The organism is Pseudomonas sp. P4_C8 (assembly GCF_056401975.1).
Map to the genome: position 1 here is coordinate 55,497 of NZ_JBFUIH010000036.1, position 14,236 is coordinate 69,732.

Sequence of the window (14,236 nt, forward strand, 5' to 3'; positions counted from 1 at the left end):
ATCTCCGGTGAGGTGCGTGGGTCGTACGTTTAATTGCGGGACAGGAATTCGTCGGTGGACACCACGCTGGCATAGGCAAAACCCAAGGCTGACATGAACGCAGCATGGACGTGGGCTGCCGGCACCGTAAGGCCGTTAAACTCCAGGTCACGTGAGGCACAGGCATCATGGATGACCGTGACGGTGTAACCGAGGTCGTTGGCGGCACGGGTGATGCCGTCGACGCACATGTGGCTCATGCTGCCGACTACCACCAATTCCTTGATTTCTTGCTCGTCGAGGATCGACTTTAGTTCAGTTTCGCGGAACGAGTTGACGAAGTGCTTGAGGACGACGGGCTCGTTGGCGTGGTTGAGCACTTTGGGGTGCAACTTCGCGCCTTCGGAGCCGGGGGTAAAGAACGGTGCTTCTTCAGAGGTGAATTCGTGGCGAATGTGCACCACCGAATCACCCGCTTCACGAAAGGCCTTGAGCAGACGAACGGCGTTGTCTGCCGCGGCGTCGGCGCCGACCAGCGGCCACTTTCCTTGTGGGAAGTAGTCGTTTTGGATATCAACTACGATAAGTGCTTGCTTGGCCATGACTGTGTCCTCGAAGTGCTTGTTGGGTGTGGAATGAAGTATTGGGTTTAGCAGGCCGTCCGAGGATTGGCCGCACCGACAATAGAAGGGGGAAAACTGACAATGGACGCAGAAAGGCCAATTGCCGAACTGGGTGTGCTGATTTATCCCGGTGCGCAGATGGCGGCGGTGCATGGGTTGACCGACCTGTTTGGGGTGGCCAACCGGATCGCCGCCGAGCATCAGGCTGCGCGATTGCCACTGCTGCGGGTCAGTCATTGGCAGGTGGAGGGCGATCAGGCCCCGGTTCGGGTCTACGACAGTCATCCCGCGCCGGACTCGGCCTTGGTGGCCGTGTTGATCCCGCCATCGATTGCCAGTTTTTGTGCCGGTCAGGTGCCGCAGGCGTTGCTCCAATGGGTTCGTCAGCAACACGCTCGCGGCGCGACCCTTGGTGGCGTCTGCGTGGGCTCGATTCTATTGGCCGAAAGCGGCTTGCTCGACGGCCGCAGTGCTACCACTCATTGGACCTCGGCCAAAGCCTTCGCCGAGCGTTACCCGGCGATCAAGCTCAAGGCCGATACGCCGATTGTCGACGACGGGGACCTGATCACCACGGCCGGGCTGATGGCATGGTCCGAGTTGGGGTTGCGCCTGGTGGACCGTTTGTTGGGGCCGAGCATTGCGACCGGCACGGCAAGGTTTCTGGTGGTGGAACACAGCGACAGTGCAAGCGAGTGCGGCAGCAACTTTTCGCCCATTCTCAGTCATGGCGATGCGTCCATCCTCAAGGTCCAACACTGGCTGCAAAGCACCGGGGCGACCGATGTGTCACTGACGGCCATGGCCGAGCGGGCAGGGCTGGAGGAGCGCACATTCCTGCGTCGGTTCCGCGCGGCGACCGGGCTCAAACCGACCGAATACTGCCAGCACCTGCGGGTCGGCAAGGCCCGGGAAATGCTCGAATTCACCAACGGCACCATCGATCACATTGCCTGGACCGTGGGGTATCAGGACCCGAGTGCGTTTCGGGCGACGTTCAAGAAGATTACCGGGCTGGCGCCGAGTGATTACCGGACGCGGTTTGGTGTGTCGCCGGTGGCTGCAACCCGCTAGCCGCAGCACCCAAATCCCCTGTGGGAGCCAGCCTGCTGGCGATGGCGGCAGTACATTCAACGCTGATGTAGCTGACAGATTGCTATCACCAGCAGGCTGGCTCCCACAGGGGAGAGGGCGAAGCTGAATCGTGCAAAATGCAGGAGATGAATCGACTGTCGTGCAGAATAAAACAGGCCTGTTGCCATTACCCTTTTCGCAACTATCTGATTTAAAAGTTGTTTGCGGCGCCAGCCGCTTGGCCTGATCTCTGCACCCCTTCCTCTACACTCATCAAACGCCAATTGAAGGGGGACGCATGACCCCAACAAACCGCAAAAAACTGGTGGTCGCCCATTCCGTGCACCCCGATGCGCCACTGCACGAAATCGAAACCAATCGTGCCCTGGCCCGTTGGCTGGCGCAGATTCTGGGCCTTAAATACGGCGGCAGTTTCGATCAGGAGCGGCATAACGGGCGCGACCTTTATGTGCTGCCGACCCAGACGCTGGTGGGCGCCGCTGCCGCCCGGCAAGTGGGCGTAAGAGGGCCGGAAGATTTGTGGGGCGGTTACGTTGACCACGACTTCATCTGCACCAAAGCCATCAGCCATGGCTTGCTCAATAAAAATGCTTACGCCCCGCCAGGCTGGTCGCCGCTGTTTTCCGAGCGAGTGCATAACGTGGTGCTGGATGGCCTCAGCGTGTTCTCTCTCGACGATGCGCGACCCGCGGCCGAACACTTGCTCTACAACGGCCCGATCCGCCTCAAGCCCGTGCATGCCTGCGCCGGGCGTGGACAGGAAGTGATCGACAGTCTCGACCAGTTCGACGCCATCCTCGCCAGGCCCGACGCCAGCCAGCTGTTCACCGAAGGTGTGGTGCTGGAGCAGGACCTGGGCAACGTGATGACCCACAGTGTCGGCCAGAGTTTTATCGGCGACACCGTGCTGAGTTACTGCGGTGAGCAATACTTGATCGAAGACGGGCAGGGCGAGCAGGTGTACGGTGGTTCCAACCTGCTGGTGGTGCCGGGTTATTACGAAGATCTGCTCAAGCTGCCCTTGCCTGATGATGTGCGGTTGGCGATCCAGCAAGCCCAGGTGTTTGACAGCGCAGCCGATGAGGCCTATCCCGGTTTTTATGCCTCGCGGCGCAATTACGACATCGCCCAGGGCGTGGACAGCAACGGCAAACAGCGCAGCGGCGTGCTGGAACAATCCTGGCGCATGGGCGGTGCCAGCAGCGCGGAAGTGGCCGCGTTGCAGAGCTTCGTCAACGATCCGGGGATGCGCGCGATTCGTGTGTCCTCAGTCGAAACCTACATCGACCAGCCGTTGCCGGCGGACGCCATCGAGGTGTATCGCGGGCCGGCGCAAACCAGTGACTTTCTACTCAAGTACGTAACGGTTAAATCCTATGACGGCTAGAAGTGAAACCATTCAGATCGACATCGACGATGAACAGATGAGCGGGACTTTTCTCAGCCCCAAATCGAAGGTTCCCGGCGTGCTGTTTGTGCACGGTTGGGGCGGCAGTCAGGAACGGGATCTGGAGCGGGCCAAAGGTATCGCCGGTCTGGGATGCGTGTGCCTGACGTTCGACTTGCGCGGCCACACCGGCGGCACTGGAATCCCGCTGACGCGCGTTTCCCGTGAAGACAACTTGCGCGACCTGTTGGCGGCGTATGACCGATTGCTCGCGCACCCGGCGCTCGACACGTCGGCCATCGCCGTGGTGGGCACCAGTTATGGCGGCTATCTGGCCTCGATCCTGACGTCATTGCGTCCGGTGCGCTGGCTGGCGTTGCGGGTGCCGGCGCTGTACCGCGACGATCAATGGCACACACCCAAACGTGACCTGGACAAGATTGATCTGCGCGATTACCGCAGCACGCTGATCCGCGCCGACAGCAACCGGGCGCTGCATGCCTGTTCGAATTTCACCGGTGACGTGCTGCTGGTTGAATCCGAGATCGACGACTATGTGCCCCACGCGACCATCATGAGTTACCGCGCGGCCTGTCAGCAGACCCACTCACTGACCCACCGGATTATCGACGGTGCCGATCACGCCTTGAACGACCCGGTTTCACAGCAGGCATACACCTCGATCCTGGTGGGCTGGATTACCGAAATGGTGGTGGGTGAGCGGTTGAGCATTATTCAATCCGGGTGAAAAATTTTCGGTGTTCTTGAGACCGCGATCAACCTGTAGGAGCCGGCTTGCCGGCGAATGCGCCCTCACCGTCACCATAGATCACTTGGGTTTCCTGGAAATCCGCAACGACTTGGCCTTGGCCTCCACCACCAAATACATCACCAACGTAATCAACAACGGCAATATGAAATAAATCGCCCGATACGCCAGCAACCCCGCCACCAGACTGCCCCGCGAAACCTCGTGTTGCAGCAACGCCACAAACACCGCCTCCAGCACGCCAAGCCCAGCCGGAATATGCGTGATGACCCCGGCTATGGCGCTGATCAACAACACTCCCAGCACCAGCGGATAGTCCAGCTTGCTCGGCAACAAGGTAAAAATCACTGCCGCCATCAGCGACCAGTTCAACGCCCCCAGTGCCAATTGCAGCATCGCCATGCGCAGTGACGGCAGGTCGATTTCCACCCCGCGAATGGCCCATTCCCGACGCTTGGAAAATCGACAGGCCGCCAGATAGCCTGCGCTCACCAGCAGCAACAGTACGCCCACCCCTTGCAGTGCGTCGCTGCTCAGTTTCCAGCCGGGCGGCATCCGCACCAGTCCCGTGCTGAACACCGCGCCGGCAATCACCATGTAGCCAAACCAGTTGGTCGCCAGGCTCAAGCCGAGGATTTTTGCGATGTTGCCCTTGCTCACGCCCAACCGTGAATACAGCCGATAACGCATGGCGATGCCGCCCACCCACGCGCTCAGATTGAGGTTGAAGGCATAGCTGATGATCCCCACCGGCAGGATCTGTTTCCACGTCAGGTCCTGGCGAATGTAGTTGCGGCCGATCAGGTCGAAACAGGCGTACACCAGAAAACTCAACAGCGTCAGCCCCGAGGCGATGACCAGCGTACGTACCTTGAAGTCGGCCAGAGTGTCGAACACTTCGTTCCATTCGAGGCGCTGGGCGAGCATCGTCAACAGGACGATCAGCGCCAGGAAAAACAGCATCGTCAACGGTCGTTTCCAGCGGCTCCAGCGGGACTTGCCCGAGTGCGCGGCGTGGCTGGTCGAGTGAGCTTCAGCGCGGGACATGTTGATCACTCCCGGTCGGCTGAGTGAAGGCTTTCAGACGCGGCTTGTGTGCCGGCAGCCAACCCGCCCAAGCCGGGAAATGCCGCAGGAAGTGGAACACCAGGAAGCCGACCGTCATGTGCCAGATACGGCCGCGCGGCGCCGTGTCGACGGACATGGCTTTGCAGTGGTTGTCGCTCAGGTGTTCAAGCCGTTCGAACAGCGTGCGGTTGAACGCCCGGTCGCGGATCAACACATTGGCTTCCAGGTTCATGGACAGGCTCAACGGGTCGAGGTTGCTTGAGCCGACGGTGCTCCAGTCTTCATCGACCAGCGCGACTTTGCCGTGCAGTGGCCGCTCGCAATACTCGTGAATCTGCACGCCCGACTTGAGCAAATAGTCATAGGTCATGCGCGCTGCGAGTCTGGCCACCAGCATGTCCGGTTGGCCTTGCAGAATCAGCCGCACATCGACGCCACGGCGCGCTGCGTTGCGGATCTCGCGCAGCAAGCGATAACCGGGAAAGAAGTAGGCGTTGGCGATGACCACGCGGCGCTTGGCAGTGCGCAACACCAACCGATACACCTCTTCGATATCGGTGTTGTGGTCGCCATTGTCGCGGTACACCAGCCGAACCTGGCCGTCATGATCGTTCAAGGCCAGTTCCGAACGCCGTTGCCGGCGTCGCTGCCACCAGTATTTGGCGCGGGCCGGGCGACCGCATTGCAGCAGGGCGAAGTGATGGATGTCGGCCACCGCCGGGCCTTGCACTTCAACGGAATAATCCTGCTTGGCCTCGGGACCGAAGTCGCCCAAATGGTCGGCGGAAAAATTGATCCCGCCGATGAAGGCAATCGCTCCGTCGACCACGACAATCTTGCGGTGCAGGCGGCGGAACCAGTTGGTGCGAATGCCCAGACGCTTAGGCGCCGGGTCGAATATCTGAATGTGCACACCAGCCTCGCTCAACGCGGCCAGAAACCCGGTGCTCAATTCACCGCAGCCAAAGCCGTCGAGACTGGCGGTGACCCGCACGCCACGCCGGGCGGCATCGATCAGCACTTGCTGCATCTCGTTACCAACCTTGTCCTCGAACACAATGAAGGTTTCCAGGAGGATTTCAGTCTTGGCCTGACGCATGGCCTCGAACACCCGTGGGAAGTACGCCTCGCCGTTTTCCAGCAACTCGACCCGGTTGTTGCCTTGCCAGCCATAGTTGACATCGACTACGCCGGGTTTGCCGGTCGTCGGGGCGGCCAGGTGTTCCACGCTGGTTTTTTCCATCGACGGGATGCTCATAACTCGATCTCCACCGACAGCGGTGCATGGTCGGAAAGGTGTGACCAGGGGCGTGCTGCCAACACCTGCGGACGGCTGGCCTTGAGATTGCGCACGTAGATGCGGTCGAGTCGTAATGCCGGCATTCGCGCGGGAAAACTGCGCGCCGGTTTGCCGTGATGTTCGGCAAACACTTCGCGCAGACCACAGGGTTTGAGCAGCGAATCGGCCCGCTGGCGCCAGTCATTGAAGTCTCCGGCAACGATTACCGGCGCATCGTCCGGCAACTCTGCAAGGCGTCGGCTCAACAATTTGAGCTGTTCGGTGCGATGGGTTTCGCGCAGCCCCAGGTGTACGCAGATGGCGTGAACTTCCTGACCGTCGCCGGGCAGACGCAGAACGCAATGCAGGAGACCGCGGTTCTCGTGGCCGCTGATCGAAACGTCAAGGTTGTCGTGGGCAATGATCTGGAATTTCGACAGCAACGCATTCCCATGATCGCCCGCTGGATAGACGGCGTTGCGGCCGTAGGCAAATTGCGGCCATAGGGTGTCAGCAAGGAATTCGTATTGCGGTATCGCCGGCCAATTGCTGTAGCGCATTGGATGCTGTTCATGGGCACCGTGGACTTCCTGCAAAAACACCACGTCCGCAGACACACTGCGCACCGCTTCGCGCAACTCAGGCAGGATGAAACGCCGGTTGAGTGCGGTAAAACCTTTATGTGTGTTGACCGTCAGCACGGTGAAGCGGCGCACGGCGGTGAGGTTTGGCGACGGATCATCGGTTGCGTCGAGCGGCTCGGAAACGTTCATGGCCGCACACCTTTGGCAAACGATTCGCCGGATGCGAAGAAGCTCGCCAGTGGGTGATAGACATTCCGCAGGCGTTTGAGCCAGCCTGAAATACCAATATGAATCGCCGCCATGTCGCCTCCCGCCTGATGGTCTTCGCACAGCCCTGTCTTTTGATGACTGCCCTGTGTGGGAGAAAGTTTCGGCGGGGCTACGGACGGTAATGACCCACACAAGGGATTTGTGTCAGGTCCCAACCGATCAAGCTGGCCGCAAAGATCGAGGATTCGAGACCTTCAACGCTCTTAGCCGATCTACGCTTGTAGGCGCGGCCGAAGGCTGCGATCTTTTGCTTTCATTACGGCTATTCAAAAGGAGCACTGCGTTTGCATCAGTTCAAGACTGCGATACTGCTGGCGCTACTTCTCATGACGGGCGGCGCAGGGCTGCAAGCGGCGGCGATACCGGGCCTGCCGGCGACCAGCACCGCTGCGACGCCACCGGCCCACCCGGAGCCGCTGGTCCAGGGTGGTTTGCTGGGGGCGATCAGTTCGAGCATCGATGAGGTCGAGGGAAAACTCGATCTCAACGAAGACCTGGTCGATGCCTGGCGTCTGCGCGCAGACCGTGCAGCTGATGAAGTCGATCAACTGGTCAATCATCCGTCGGCGCGTTCCAGCTGGAGCGTGGCAGGGGATTTCCTGATTTTGTCCGGTGTGTGGGCGGGCGTCTTTGCATTGCTCTGGCTGCTCGGCGGGCTGCTGGCCACGCGTCTGAGCCGGCACCGTTTGCTGCTCACCCGCGAACGCGGCCAGGCGGTACTCGGTTATGCATTGCCTTACAGCATTCCGGCGCTGATCAGCCTGCCATTGACGATTTTTGTCAGCCACTACTTGCCGGTTTCGGCCGGCCGGGCGCTGGCATTGTGTTTCGCCTATGCCACCAGCAGCGGCATCTTCGCCGCCTCGCTAGTGCTGACATTGGTGCTCCTGTTCAATGCCGGCCACAAGCGTCGGGCGGTGCAGATCCTTCGTCACTACAGCCCACGGCCGTTGTTTGGAATCGGCTTTCTGGTCGCCATCAGCGATGCTTTGACCAGCTCGCAGATCGCCCACCAGTTGGGTAGCAACCTCACCAGCAGTGTTGCGGTATTGACCGGGTTGGGAGCCTCGATTGCCTTTGGTCTGCTGGTGATCAAAATGCGTCGTCCGGTCGCTCATCTGATCCGCATTCTGCCATTGGCCCAGCGCCTCAAACAGCCGGCACTGCGCGAGACGCTGCGGATATTTTCCGGTCTGTGGTACTGGCCAATTCTGTTGATGGTGATGGTCTCGGTCATCAACCTGGTCAGCATCAGCGACGACAATCAGCAGGTGCTGCGCAGTGCATTGTTCACCACCGTGTTGTTGATTGCGACGGTGTTTCTCAGCACGACGCTGCATCACCTTTTCAAGTCCCGCAGCGAGCATGCGGCGCGTCGCAGCAATGCCTACAAAGAGCGTTTCCTGAGCCTTTCACACGCCTTGCTGCGGATCGGCATGGCGATTGTTTTTATCGATATCCTGGGGCGTATCTGGGGGGTGTCACTCCTGGAGTTCGCGATGAGCAACACGGTCGGGCGAGCGATCAGTGATTCGCTGAGCCGTATCGGTCTGATTTTCCTCGTGACCTGGATGGTTTGGGTGGTGCTCGACACGGCGATTCAGGAAGCCCTGAAACCCCCGGTCAACAAACGCTCTGCACACCAGCCGAGTACGCGGGTGAAAACCATCCTGCCGCTGCTGCGCAACGCGGTCAAAATCCTGCTGGTGGTGATTTGTGCGATCACCACCATGGCTAACCTTGGGATTAACGTGGCGCCGTTTCTGGCGGGTGCCGGGGTCGTGGGGCTGGCCATCGGTTTCGGTTCCCAGCAGCTGGTACAGGACGTCATCACCGGGCTGTTCATCATCATCGAAGACACCTTGTCGATCGGTGATTGGGTGGTGCTCGATTCCGGGCATGCCGGCACGGTCGAAGGTCTGACCATTCGCACCCTGCGTCTGCGCGACGGCAAGGGTTTTGTGCACTCGGTGCCGTTCGGCCAGATCAAGGCCGTGACCAACCAATCCCGGCAATTCGCTTATGCGTTTTTCTCGGTGCAGTTCACCTACGACACTGATGTCGACAAGGCGATTGAATTGATCCGCGAGGCTGGGCATTCGATCAGCGACGACCCGTTTCTCAAGTACAACCTGCAAGGGCCACTTGATGTATTCGGTGTCGACAAAATGGACCTCAATGGCGTGGTGCTGACGGCGCAGTTCCGCACCGTGTCGGGTGGGCAATATGCGGTGAGCCGGGCATTCAACCAGCGTTTGAAAAAGCTTGTGGATAACAGCCCGTGGGTGCATTTCGCGCAGACTTATCCACAACAGGTTTTTATGCCCAAGCGGCCGATGGATGAGCAGGATGACGAGGTGGCGCGGGAGCATTCGGCGGTGTTGTTGCCGGATCAGCCGCGAACCCAGTGATTTGTGTTCCAGATCGTTCCCACGCTCTGCGTGGGAATGCCTCACCGGACGCTCTGCGTCCGCTCTTGAGACGCAGAGCATCTCTGGCTGCATTCCCACGCGGAGCGTGGGAACGATCAGTGGCGAGTCAACTTGCTGCGTATCTCTGTAGATGCCTGCTGATCCAGCTCCAGCCAGAAAACCTGCTTGCCGGAAATCTCCGCCGCCGCCGGAAGCCCATCGCGGTACACCAGCCGATTACTCGCCAACGCCGGTACTTTCGCACCGGGTAACAACGTCCCGGCCAGGTTCAACGGGTCAACCCCGCACACCGCAATCAAACTCCCGTCATGCGGCCGGCGGCGTATTTCGCGCAGCAGGGGAATCGCCTCGGGCAACGCAAACTGTTCACCGGCCAAGCCACTGACGAACCGACCGCCACGTATTTCGCCCCGAGCCTCCAGCCGATGAAACGTGCGCAGCAATTCGCGCCAGCTCGGTAGCCAATCCGCCTCACGTTCCAGCAAGCGCCAGAACACCACGCCGTAGCGTCGCAACAAGGTCATGGCGATGTGTTCCAGTGTCTCGGTCGGTGTCGGCGCCGGACGTTGGTTATCCACAACCGGCGCGGCAGGCCCGCGGCGTAACAAGGCCCAGCGCCCGGCATCGTCCATCCCGCCGACAAACGCTCCGCGCCCGCGTCGACTGCTGCGATTTTGGCGTTTGCTGGCCGGGGTGATCAGCGCCCGCACCCCGGCGAAGCTGTCGGCATTCACTAGCCCGGCGCCGACCAGTTCCTGCAAGGCGATTTCCAGTTCCGAGCGCAGCAGATGAGCTTCGTGCATCAGCTCATCGAAAAACAGCGCGCCGTGTTGGCTGAGCGCTTCGTGCACCTTTTGCGTTTTGGGTGACAATTCGCTGACCGGTGTCTGCTCGGTCAAGCCGCTCCACAAGCCGACCTGACTGCGCGGCAACAAAAGAATCGGCGTGCTGCGCAATGCCGTGCTGGCGCCCTTGTTGCGGGCGGTCAGGCGCGTCCAGACCAGTTTGCCGCTGCGGCACAGATCATCCAGCCAACCCGGTGAATAGTCTTTGATTCGCGCCGACAGAATGTCGCTGTCCCAAGCTGACGCGGCGGCGGGATAGCCTTCGAACTGACCGACAATGGCGGGCAATACCGCGCTGCCCTGGCCCTGAGTCGCCGCCGACAGGTGCTGCCAGTCGAACAGAAAGCGCATGAAATCCTGCAACGCCACCGGCTCGATTTCGCGCCGCAAACGCTTGACCGTGTAGCGATGAATTCGCGCCAGCAAATGTCGTTCGCACCATTCCTCAAGCCCTGCGCCGGGCGTGAAGCGGCCGCGCAACACATAGCCTTCGCGTTCCAGTTGCGCCAAGGCCTGGGTGACATGATTCGCCGCCAATCCAAGCGGCTCGGCAATCTCTGTGAGTGGCAACGGCCCAAACGCGCTGAGCCGTGCGCGGATCACTTCAACGACGGCCTCGTCTGGCGCCCAGGCCTCATCGAAACCGGGCAATGCTTGCAGCGCCGGCACTGATATCGCCTGGGAATAAATCGCCTGCAAGCAGGTCAGTCGCTCCAATGCCAGCCACAAGCCTTGCCTGGTGTTGATTTGCAAACGGCTGGCGCGACCGCTGTCGGTTAGGGTGTTCAGCCAGTCGAGCCAGTGCGCATTGGCCTGCGCCTCGGCATCGCTGATGCACGTAAGGCTCATCAACGCCTCATGCATTTCATCGACGCCAGTAGGCGTCGGCCAGGCCTCGTCACGTACCGCTTGAATCGCTTCGGCATCCAGCGCACCGAGGTCGTCGGTGGACTGTGGATCGGTCCAGCGCCGGTTGAGTACCGCTTGTGTGCGGCGCTCTTCCAGCGGCGCATCGTCGAGAAAGGTGTAGGGCCGGGCGCTGAGGATTTCTGCCGCCAGCGGCGACGGCGCCGGCAGGTCTCGACTGATCAGCCGCACCTCGCCACGTTCCATGCGCCGCAGCAACGCCAGCCAGCCTTCGCAGTCCATCGCCTCGTGCAGGCAATCGTCGAGGGTCTGTTCCACCAGCGGATGGTCGGGAATCTCACGCTCACCGGCGAGGTTTTCCACGCAGGCAATTTGATCGGGGAACACGCTGGCAATCAGGTCTTCGCTTTTCATCCGCTGGATCTGCGGCGGGACTTTACGTCCGCCGCTGTAGCGCGGCAGGGCCAGGGCGACGCCGGCATTCCAGCGCCAGCGCACGCCGAACAGCGGCGCGTCGAGCACCGCTTGAATCAGCAGGTGCTCGGCGCTGTTGCTGTGCAGGTAGCGCCAGACGTCGTCGAGTTCAAAGCTGTGGCCGGTGGACAGCGACAGCACGATGGCGTCTTCGCTGGCGGCGGCCTGCAATTCGAAGTTGAAGGTGCGGCAGAAGCGCTTGCGCAGGGCCAGGCCCCAGGCGCGGTTGATGCGGCTGCCGAACGGGGTGTGGATGATCAGTTGCGTGCCGCCGGACTCGTCGAAAAACCGCTCCATCAGCAACGTGTCTTGTGACGGCAGGGCACCCAGCGTCAGGCGCGCCCGGGCGAGGTAATCGACCAGTTGCTCGGCGCTGGCGACGTTCAGGCCGAGGGTGTCGGTCAGCCAGTCGAGGGCTGGTTGCAGGTTGCCCGGCGTGGCGCCGAGCAAGTCGTCGAGGTGTGCTTGCAAGCGAGCGACGGCAAAGGACAGTTCTGCGCTGCGCCCTGGCGCTTCACCGAGCCAGAAGGGAATGGTCGGCGGTTGGCCCTGAGCGTCTTCGACCCGGACCTTGCCGGTTTCGACCCGCAGGATTCGGTAGGAGGTATTGCCCAACTGGAACACGTCCCCGGCAATGCTTTCCACCGCAAAGTCTTCGTTGACGCTGCCGATATTCAGCCCTTGGGGTTCCAGCAAAACGCTGTAGTCGGCGTTGTCCGGAATGGTCCCGCCACTGGTAACGGCGGTCAGCTTGGCACCCCGGCGACCGCGCAGAGTGCGGGTGACGGTGTCGCGGTGCAGGTAAGCGCTGCGCATGCCCTGTCGACCGTTGTAGCCCTCGGCGAGCATGTGCAGCAGTGCCTGATAGTGTTTTTCGTCGAGTTCGGCATACGGCGAAGCGTTACGCAGCATCGCCAGCAACGCTTGCTCTGACCATTCCTGGCAACTGACCTCGGCGATGATTTGTTGCGCGAGTACGTCCAGCGGCGCAGTGGGAATCTGCAACGTGTCGAGTTCGCCGCGCCTTACACAATCGAGCAGCGCGGCGCATTCGATCAGGTCGTCGCGGGTGGTGGCGAACAAGCGGCCCTTGGGCGTACCGCCGATCTGGTGCCCGGAACGGCCGACCCGTTGCAGAAACCCTGAAATCGAGCGCGGCGAGGCGATTTGGCACACCAGGTCGACATCGCCAATGTCGATGCCCAATTCCAGTGAAGCGGTGGCGATCAGCACTTGCAGGTCGCCACGCTTGAGCCGTTGCTCGGCGTCCAGACGAAACTCTTTGGCCAGGCTGCCGTGGTGGGCGGCCACGGCGTCCTTTCCAAGGCGTTCGCTCAGATGCCGGCTCAGGCGTTCGGCGAGACGTCGGGTGTTGACGAAAATCAGCGTGGTCCGGTGTTCGCGGGCGAGGGCGGCGAGGCGGTCGTAGACCAGTTCCCACACATCATTGGCCATGACCGCTGACAACGGCACGGGCGGAACTTCGATGTCCAGATCCCGTGGGCGGGCGTGGCCGATGTCGATGATGTCGCAAGGACGGTCGCGGCCCACGAGATAGCGCGACACCGCTTCGATGGGTTTTTGCGTGGCGGACAGACCAATGCGCACCAGCGGTTCTGCGCACAGCGCCTGCAACCGTTCAAGGCTCAGGGCCAAATGGCTGCCGCGTTTGCTGGCGGCGATGGCGTGGATTTCATCGACAATCACTGTGCGTGTGGTGCCGAGCATCTGTCGGCCGGAGTCCGAGCCGAGCAGCACGTAAAGGGATTCCGGGGTGGTCACCAGAATGTGCGGCGCGATCTTGCGCATGGCCGAGCGATCTTTTTGCGGGGTGTCACCGGTGCGCACGGCGGTGTTGATCTGCAATGGGGGCAGGCCCATCACCCGCAATTGCTCGGTGATCCCGGCGAGCGGATCTTGCAGGTTGATCTGGATGTCGTTGGACAAGGCCTTGAGCGGCGAGACATAGACCACCAGTGTTTCATCTGGCAGCCCGTCGTCGGTTTCCAGCCCCCGGTGAACCAGGTCGTCGATGACGGCGAGGAAGGCAGTGAGGGTTTTGCCGGACCCGGTGGGTGCGGCAATCAGGGTCGAGCGGCGCTGGCGAATCAATGGCCACGCCCGGGCCTGGGCGGCGGTGACCGTCGGGAAGGTGTTGCTGAACCAGGCGCTGACGGCGGGGTGGAAGCCTGCCAGGGCGCTGTCCGTCGGGATTGGCAGATTCATGCAGCAATTTATGCGGGCGAGCCAGGGAAGTTGCAAGTACCGCTGGGGATCTGCGGCGACCGAAAAATTGCTATCGCGGGCAAGCCTTGCTCCTATGTATGGACTCGCCCCCACTGTCTACCTGCTTTTCAAACACTGCTACCCGGTTGCATCTATGTATAAGGCCTATTCGAGGAAGCCATCTTTGGCTTCTGGCCAACATTGGTTGAGCTCACGGTATGCCGATTACATTCAGGCCTCGAAGGCCGGTAGGAGCGCAGGCATCAATCCGCGACGGTCTGACCTGGGGTCAATGTTTTCTAGCAGGGGTTGGAGCGCACTTGCGCCCCGGTGGCAGA

At 61.0% G+C, this 14,236-nt stretch carries 9 protein-coding genes; 4 read left to right on the forward strand and 5 right to left on the reverse strand.

Going from position 1 to position 14,236, the window contains the following annotated elements; genetic code table 11:
* Nucleotides 1-29 precede the first annotated feature (29 nt).
* Nucleotides 30-581, reverse strand: coding sequence for a cysteine hydrolase family protein (locus AC1DWM_RS21770; RefSeq protein WP_477796075.1), 552 nt, complete (start codon nucleotides 579-581; stop codon nucleotides 30-32).
* 102 nt (nucleotides 582-683) lie between these two features.
* On the opposite strand from AC1DWM_RS21770, the gene AC1DWM_RS21775 reads away from it, so the two are divergent.
* From AC1DWM_RS21775 to AC1DWM_RS21785, 3 genes are all read left to right on the forward strand, one after another.
* Nucleotides 684-1,676 carry a GlxA family transcriptional regulator gene (locus AC1DWM_RS21775; protein WP_477796076.1) on the forward strand — a complete coding sequence of 331 codons (993 nt, stop codon included), beginning with the start codon at nucleotides 684-686 and terminating at the stop codon, nucleotides 1,674-1,676.
* Between the two features lie 298 nt (nucleotides 1,677-1,974).
* The gene (locus tag AC1DWM_RS21780) at nucleotides 1,975-3,084 is read left to right on the forward strand and encodes a DUF3182 family protein (RefSeq protein WP_223521856.1); all 1,110 of its coding nucleotides are present in this window, start codon (nucleotides 1,975-1,977) and stop codon (nucleotides 3,082-3,084) included.
* Nucleotides 3,074-3,832 (forward strand): alpha/beta hydrolase family protein, encoded by a 759-nt coding sequence (locus tag AC1DWM_RS21785; RefSeq protein ID WP_223521860.1) that lies wholly within the window; start codon nucleotides 3,074-3,076, stop codon nucleotides 3,830-3,832. The genes AC1DWM_RS21780 and AC1DWM_RS21785 overlap by 11 nt, the downstream gene beginning before the upstream one ends.
* An 81-nt stretch (nucleotides 3,833-3,913) precedes the next feature.
* Here the strand turns inward: AC1DWM_RS21785 and AC1DWM_RS21790 are convergent, their stop codons facing one another.
* Genes AC1DWM_RS21790 through AC1DWM_RS21800 form a run of 3 tightly spaced genes read right to left on the reverse strand, consistent with a single transcriptional unit; the run spans nucleotide 3,914 to nucleotide 6,973 of the window.
* Nucleotides 3,914-4,900 (reverse strand): lysylphosphatidylglycerol synthase domain-containing protein, encoded by a 987-nt coding sequence (locus AC1DWM_RS21790; RefSeq protein ID WP_223521861.1) that lies wholly within the window; start codon nucleotides 4,898-4,900, stop codon nucleotides 3,914-3,916.
* Complete coding sequence (clsB, locus tag AC1DWM_RS21795; RefSeq protein WP_223521869.1) at nucleotides 4,887-6,179, reverse strand: cardiolipin synthase ClsB; 1,293 nt, start codon at nucleotides 6,177-6,179, stop codon at nucleotides 4,887-4,889. The genes AC1DWM_RS21790 and clsB overlap by 14 nt, the downstream gene beginning before the upstream one ends.
* Nucleotides 6,176-6,973, reverse strand: a complete 798-nt coding sequence (locus AC1DWM_RS21800) for an endonuclease/exonuclease/phosphatase family protein (RefSeq protein WP_223521871.1) — start codon at nucleotides 6,971-6,973, stop codon at nucleotides 6,176-6,178. The genes clsB and AC1DWM_RS21800 overlap by 4 nt, the downstream gene beginning before the upstream one ends.
* Before the next feature lie 365 nt (nucleotides 6,974-7,338).
* On the opposite strand from AC1DWM_RS21800, the gene AC1DWM_RS21805 reads away from it, so the two are divergent.
* The gene (locus tag AC1DWM_RS21805; RefSeq protein WP_477796077.1) at nucleotides 7,339-9,465 is read left to right on the forward strand and encodes a mechanosensitive ion channel family protein; all 2,127 of its coding nucleotides are present in this window, start codon (nucleotides 7,339-7,341) and stop codon (nucleotides 9,463-9,465) included.
* Between the two features lie 116 nt (nucleotides 9,466-9,581).
* On the opposite strand, the gene AC1DWM_RS21810 is transcribed toward AC1DWM_RS21805, so the two are convergent.
* A complete protein-coding gene (locus AC1DWM_RS21810) occupies nucleotides 9,582-13,898 on the reverse strand; it encodes an Lhr family helicase (RefSeq protein ID WP_477796078.1) in 4,317 nt (1,438 codons plus the stop codon).
* Between the last annotated feature and the right edge of the window lie 338 nt (nucleotides 13,899-14,236).

What these genes read in the sequence shown, in the direction of transcription:
- clsB (WP_223521869.1), bottom strand. Translation starts at nt 6,179, where the DNA reads ATGAGCATCCCGTCGATGGAAAAAACCAGCGTGGAACACCTGGCCGCC.
- AC1DWM_RS21800 (WP_223521871.1), bottom strand. Translation starts at nt 6,973, where the DNA reads ATGAACGTTTCCGAGCCGCTCGACGCAACCGATGATCCGTCGCCAAAC.
- AC1DWM_RS21775 (WP_477796076.1), top strand. Translation starts at nt 684, where the DNA reads ATGGACGCAGAAAGGCCAATTGCCGAACTGGGTGTGCTGATTTATCCC.
- AC1DWM_RS21790 (WP_223521861.1), bottom strand. Translation starts at nt 4,900, where the DNA reads ATGTCCCGCGCTGAAGCTCACTCGACCAGCCACGCCGCGCACTCGGGC.
- AC1DWM_RS21770 (WP_477796075.1), bottom strand. Translation starts at nt 581, where the DNA reads ATGGCCAAGCAAGCACTTATCGTAGTTGATATCCAAAACGACTACTTC.
- AC1DWM_RS21780 (WP_223521856.1), top strand. Translation starts at nt 1,975, where the DNA reads ATGACCCCAACAAACCGCAAAAAACTGGTGGTCGCCCATTCCGTGCAC.
- AC1DWM_RS21785 (WP_223521860.1), top strand. Translation starts at nt 3,074, where the DNA reads ATGACGGCTAGAAGTGAAACCATTCAGATCGACATCGACGATGAACAG.
- AC1DWM_RS21810 (WP_477796078.1), bottom strand. Translation starts at nt 13,898, where the DNA reads ATGAATCTGCCAATCCCGACGGACAGCGCCCTGGCAGGCTTCCACCCC.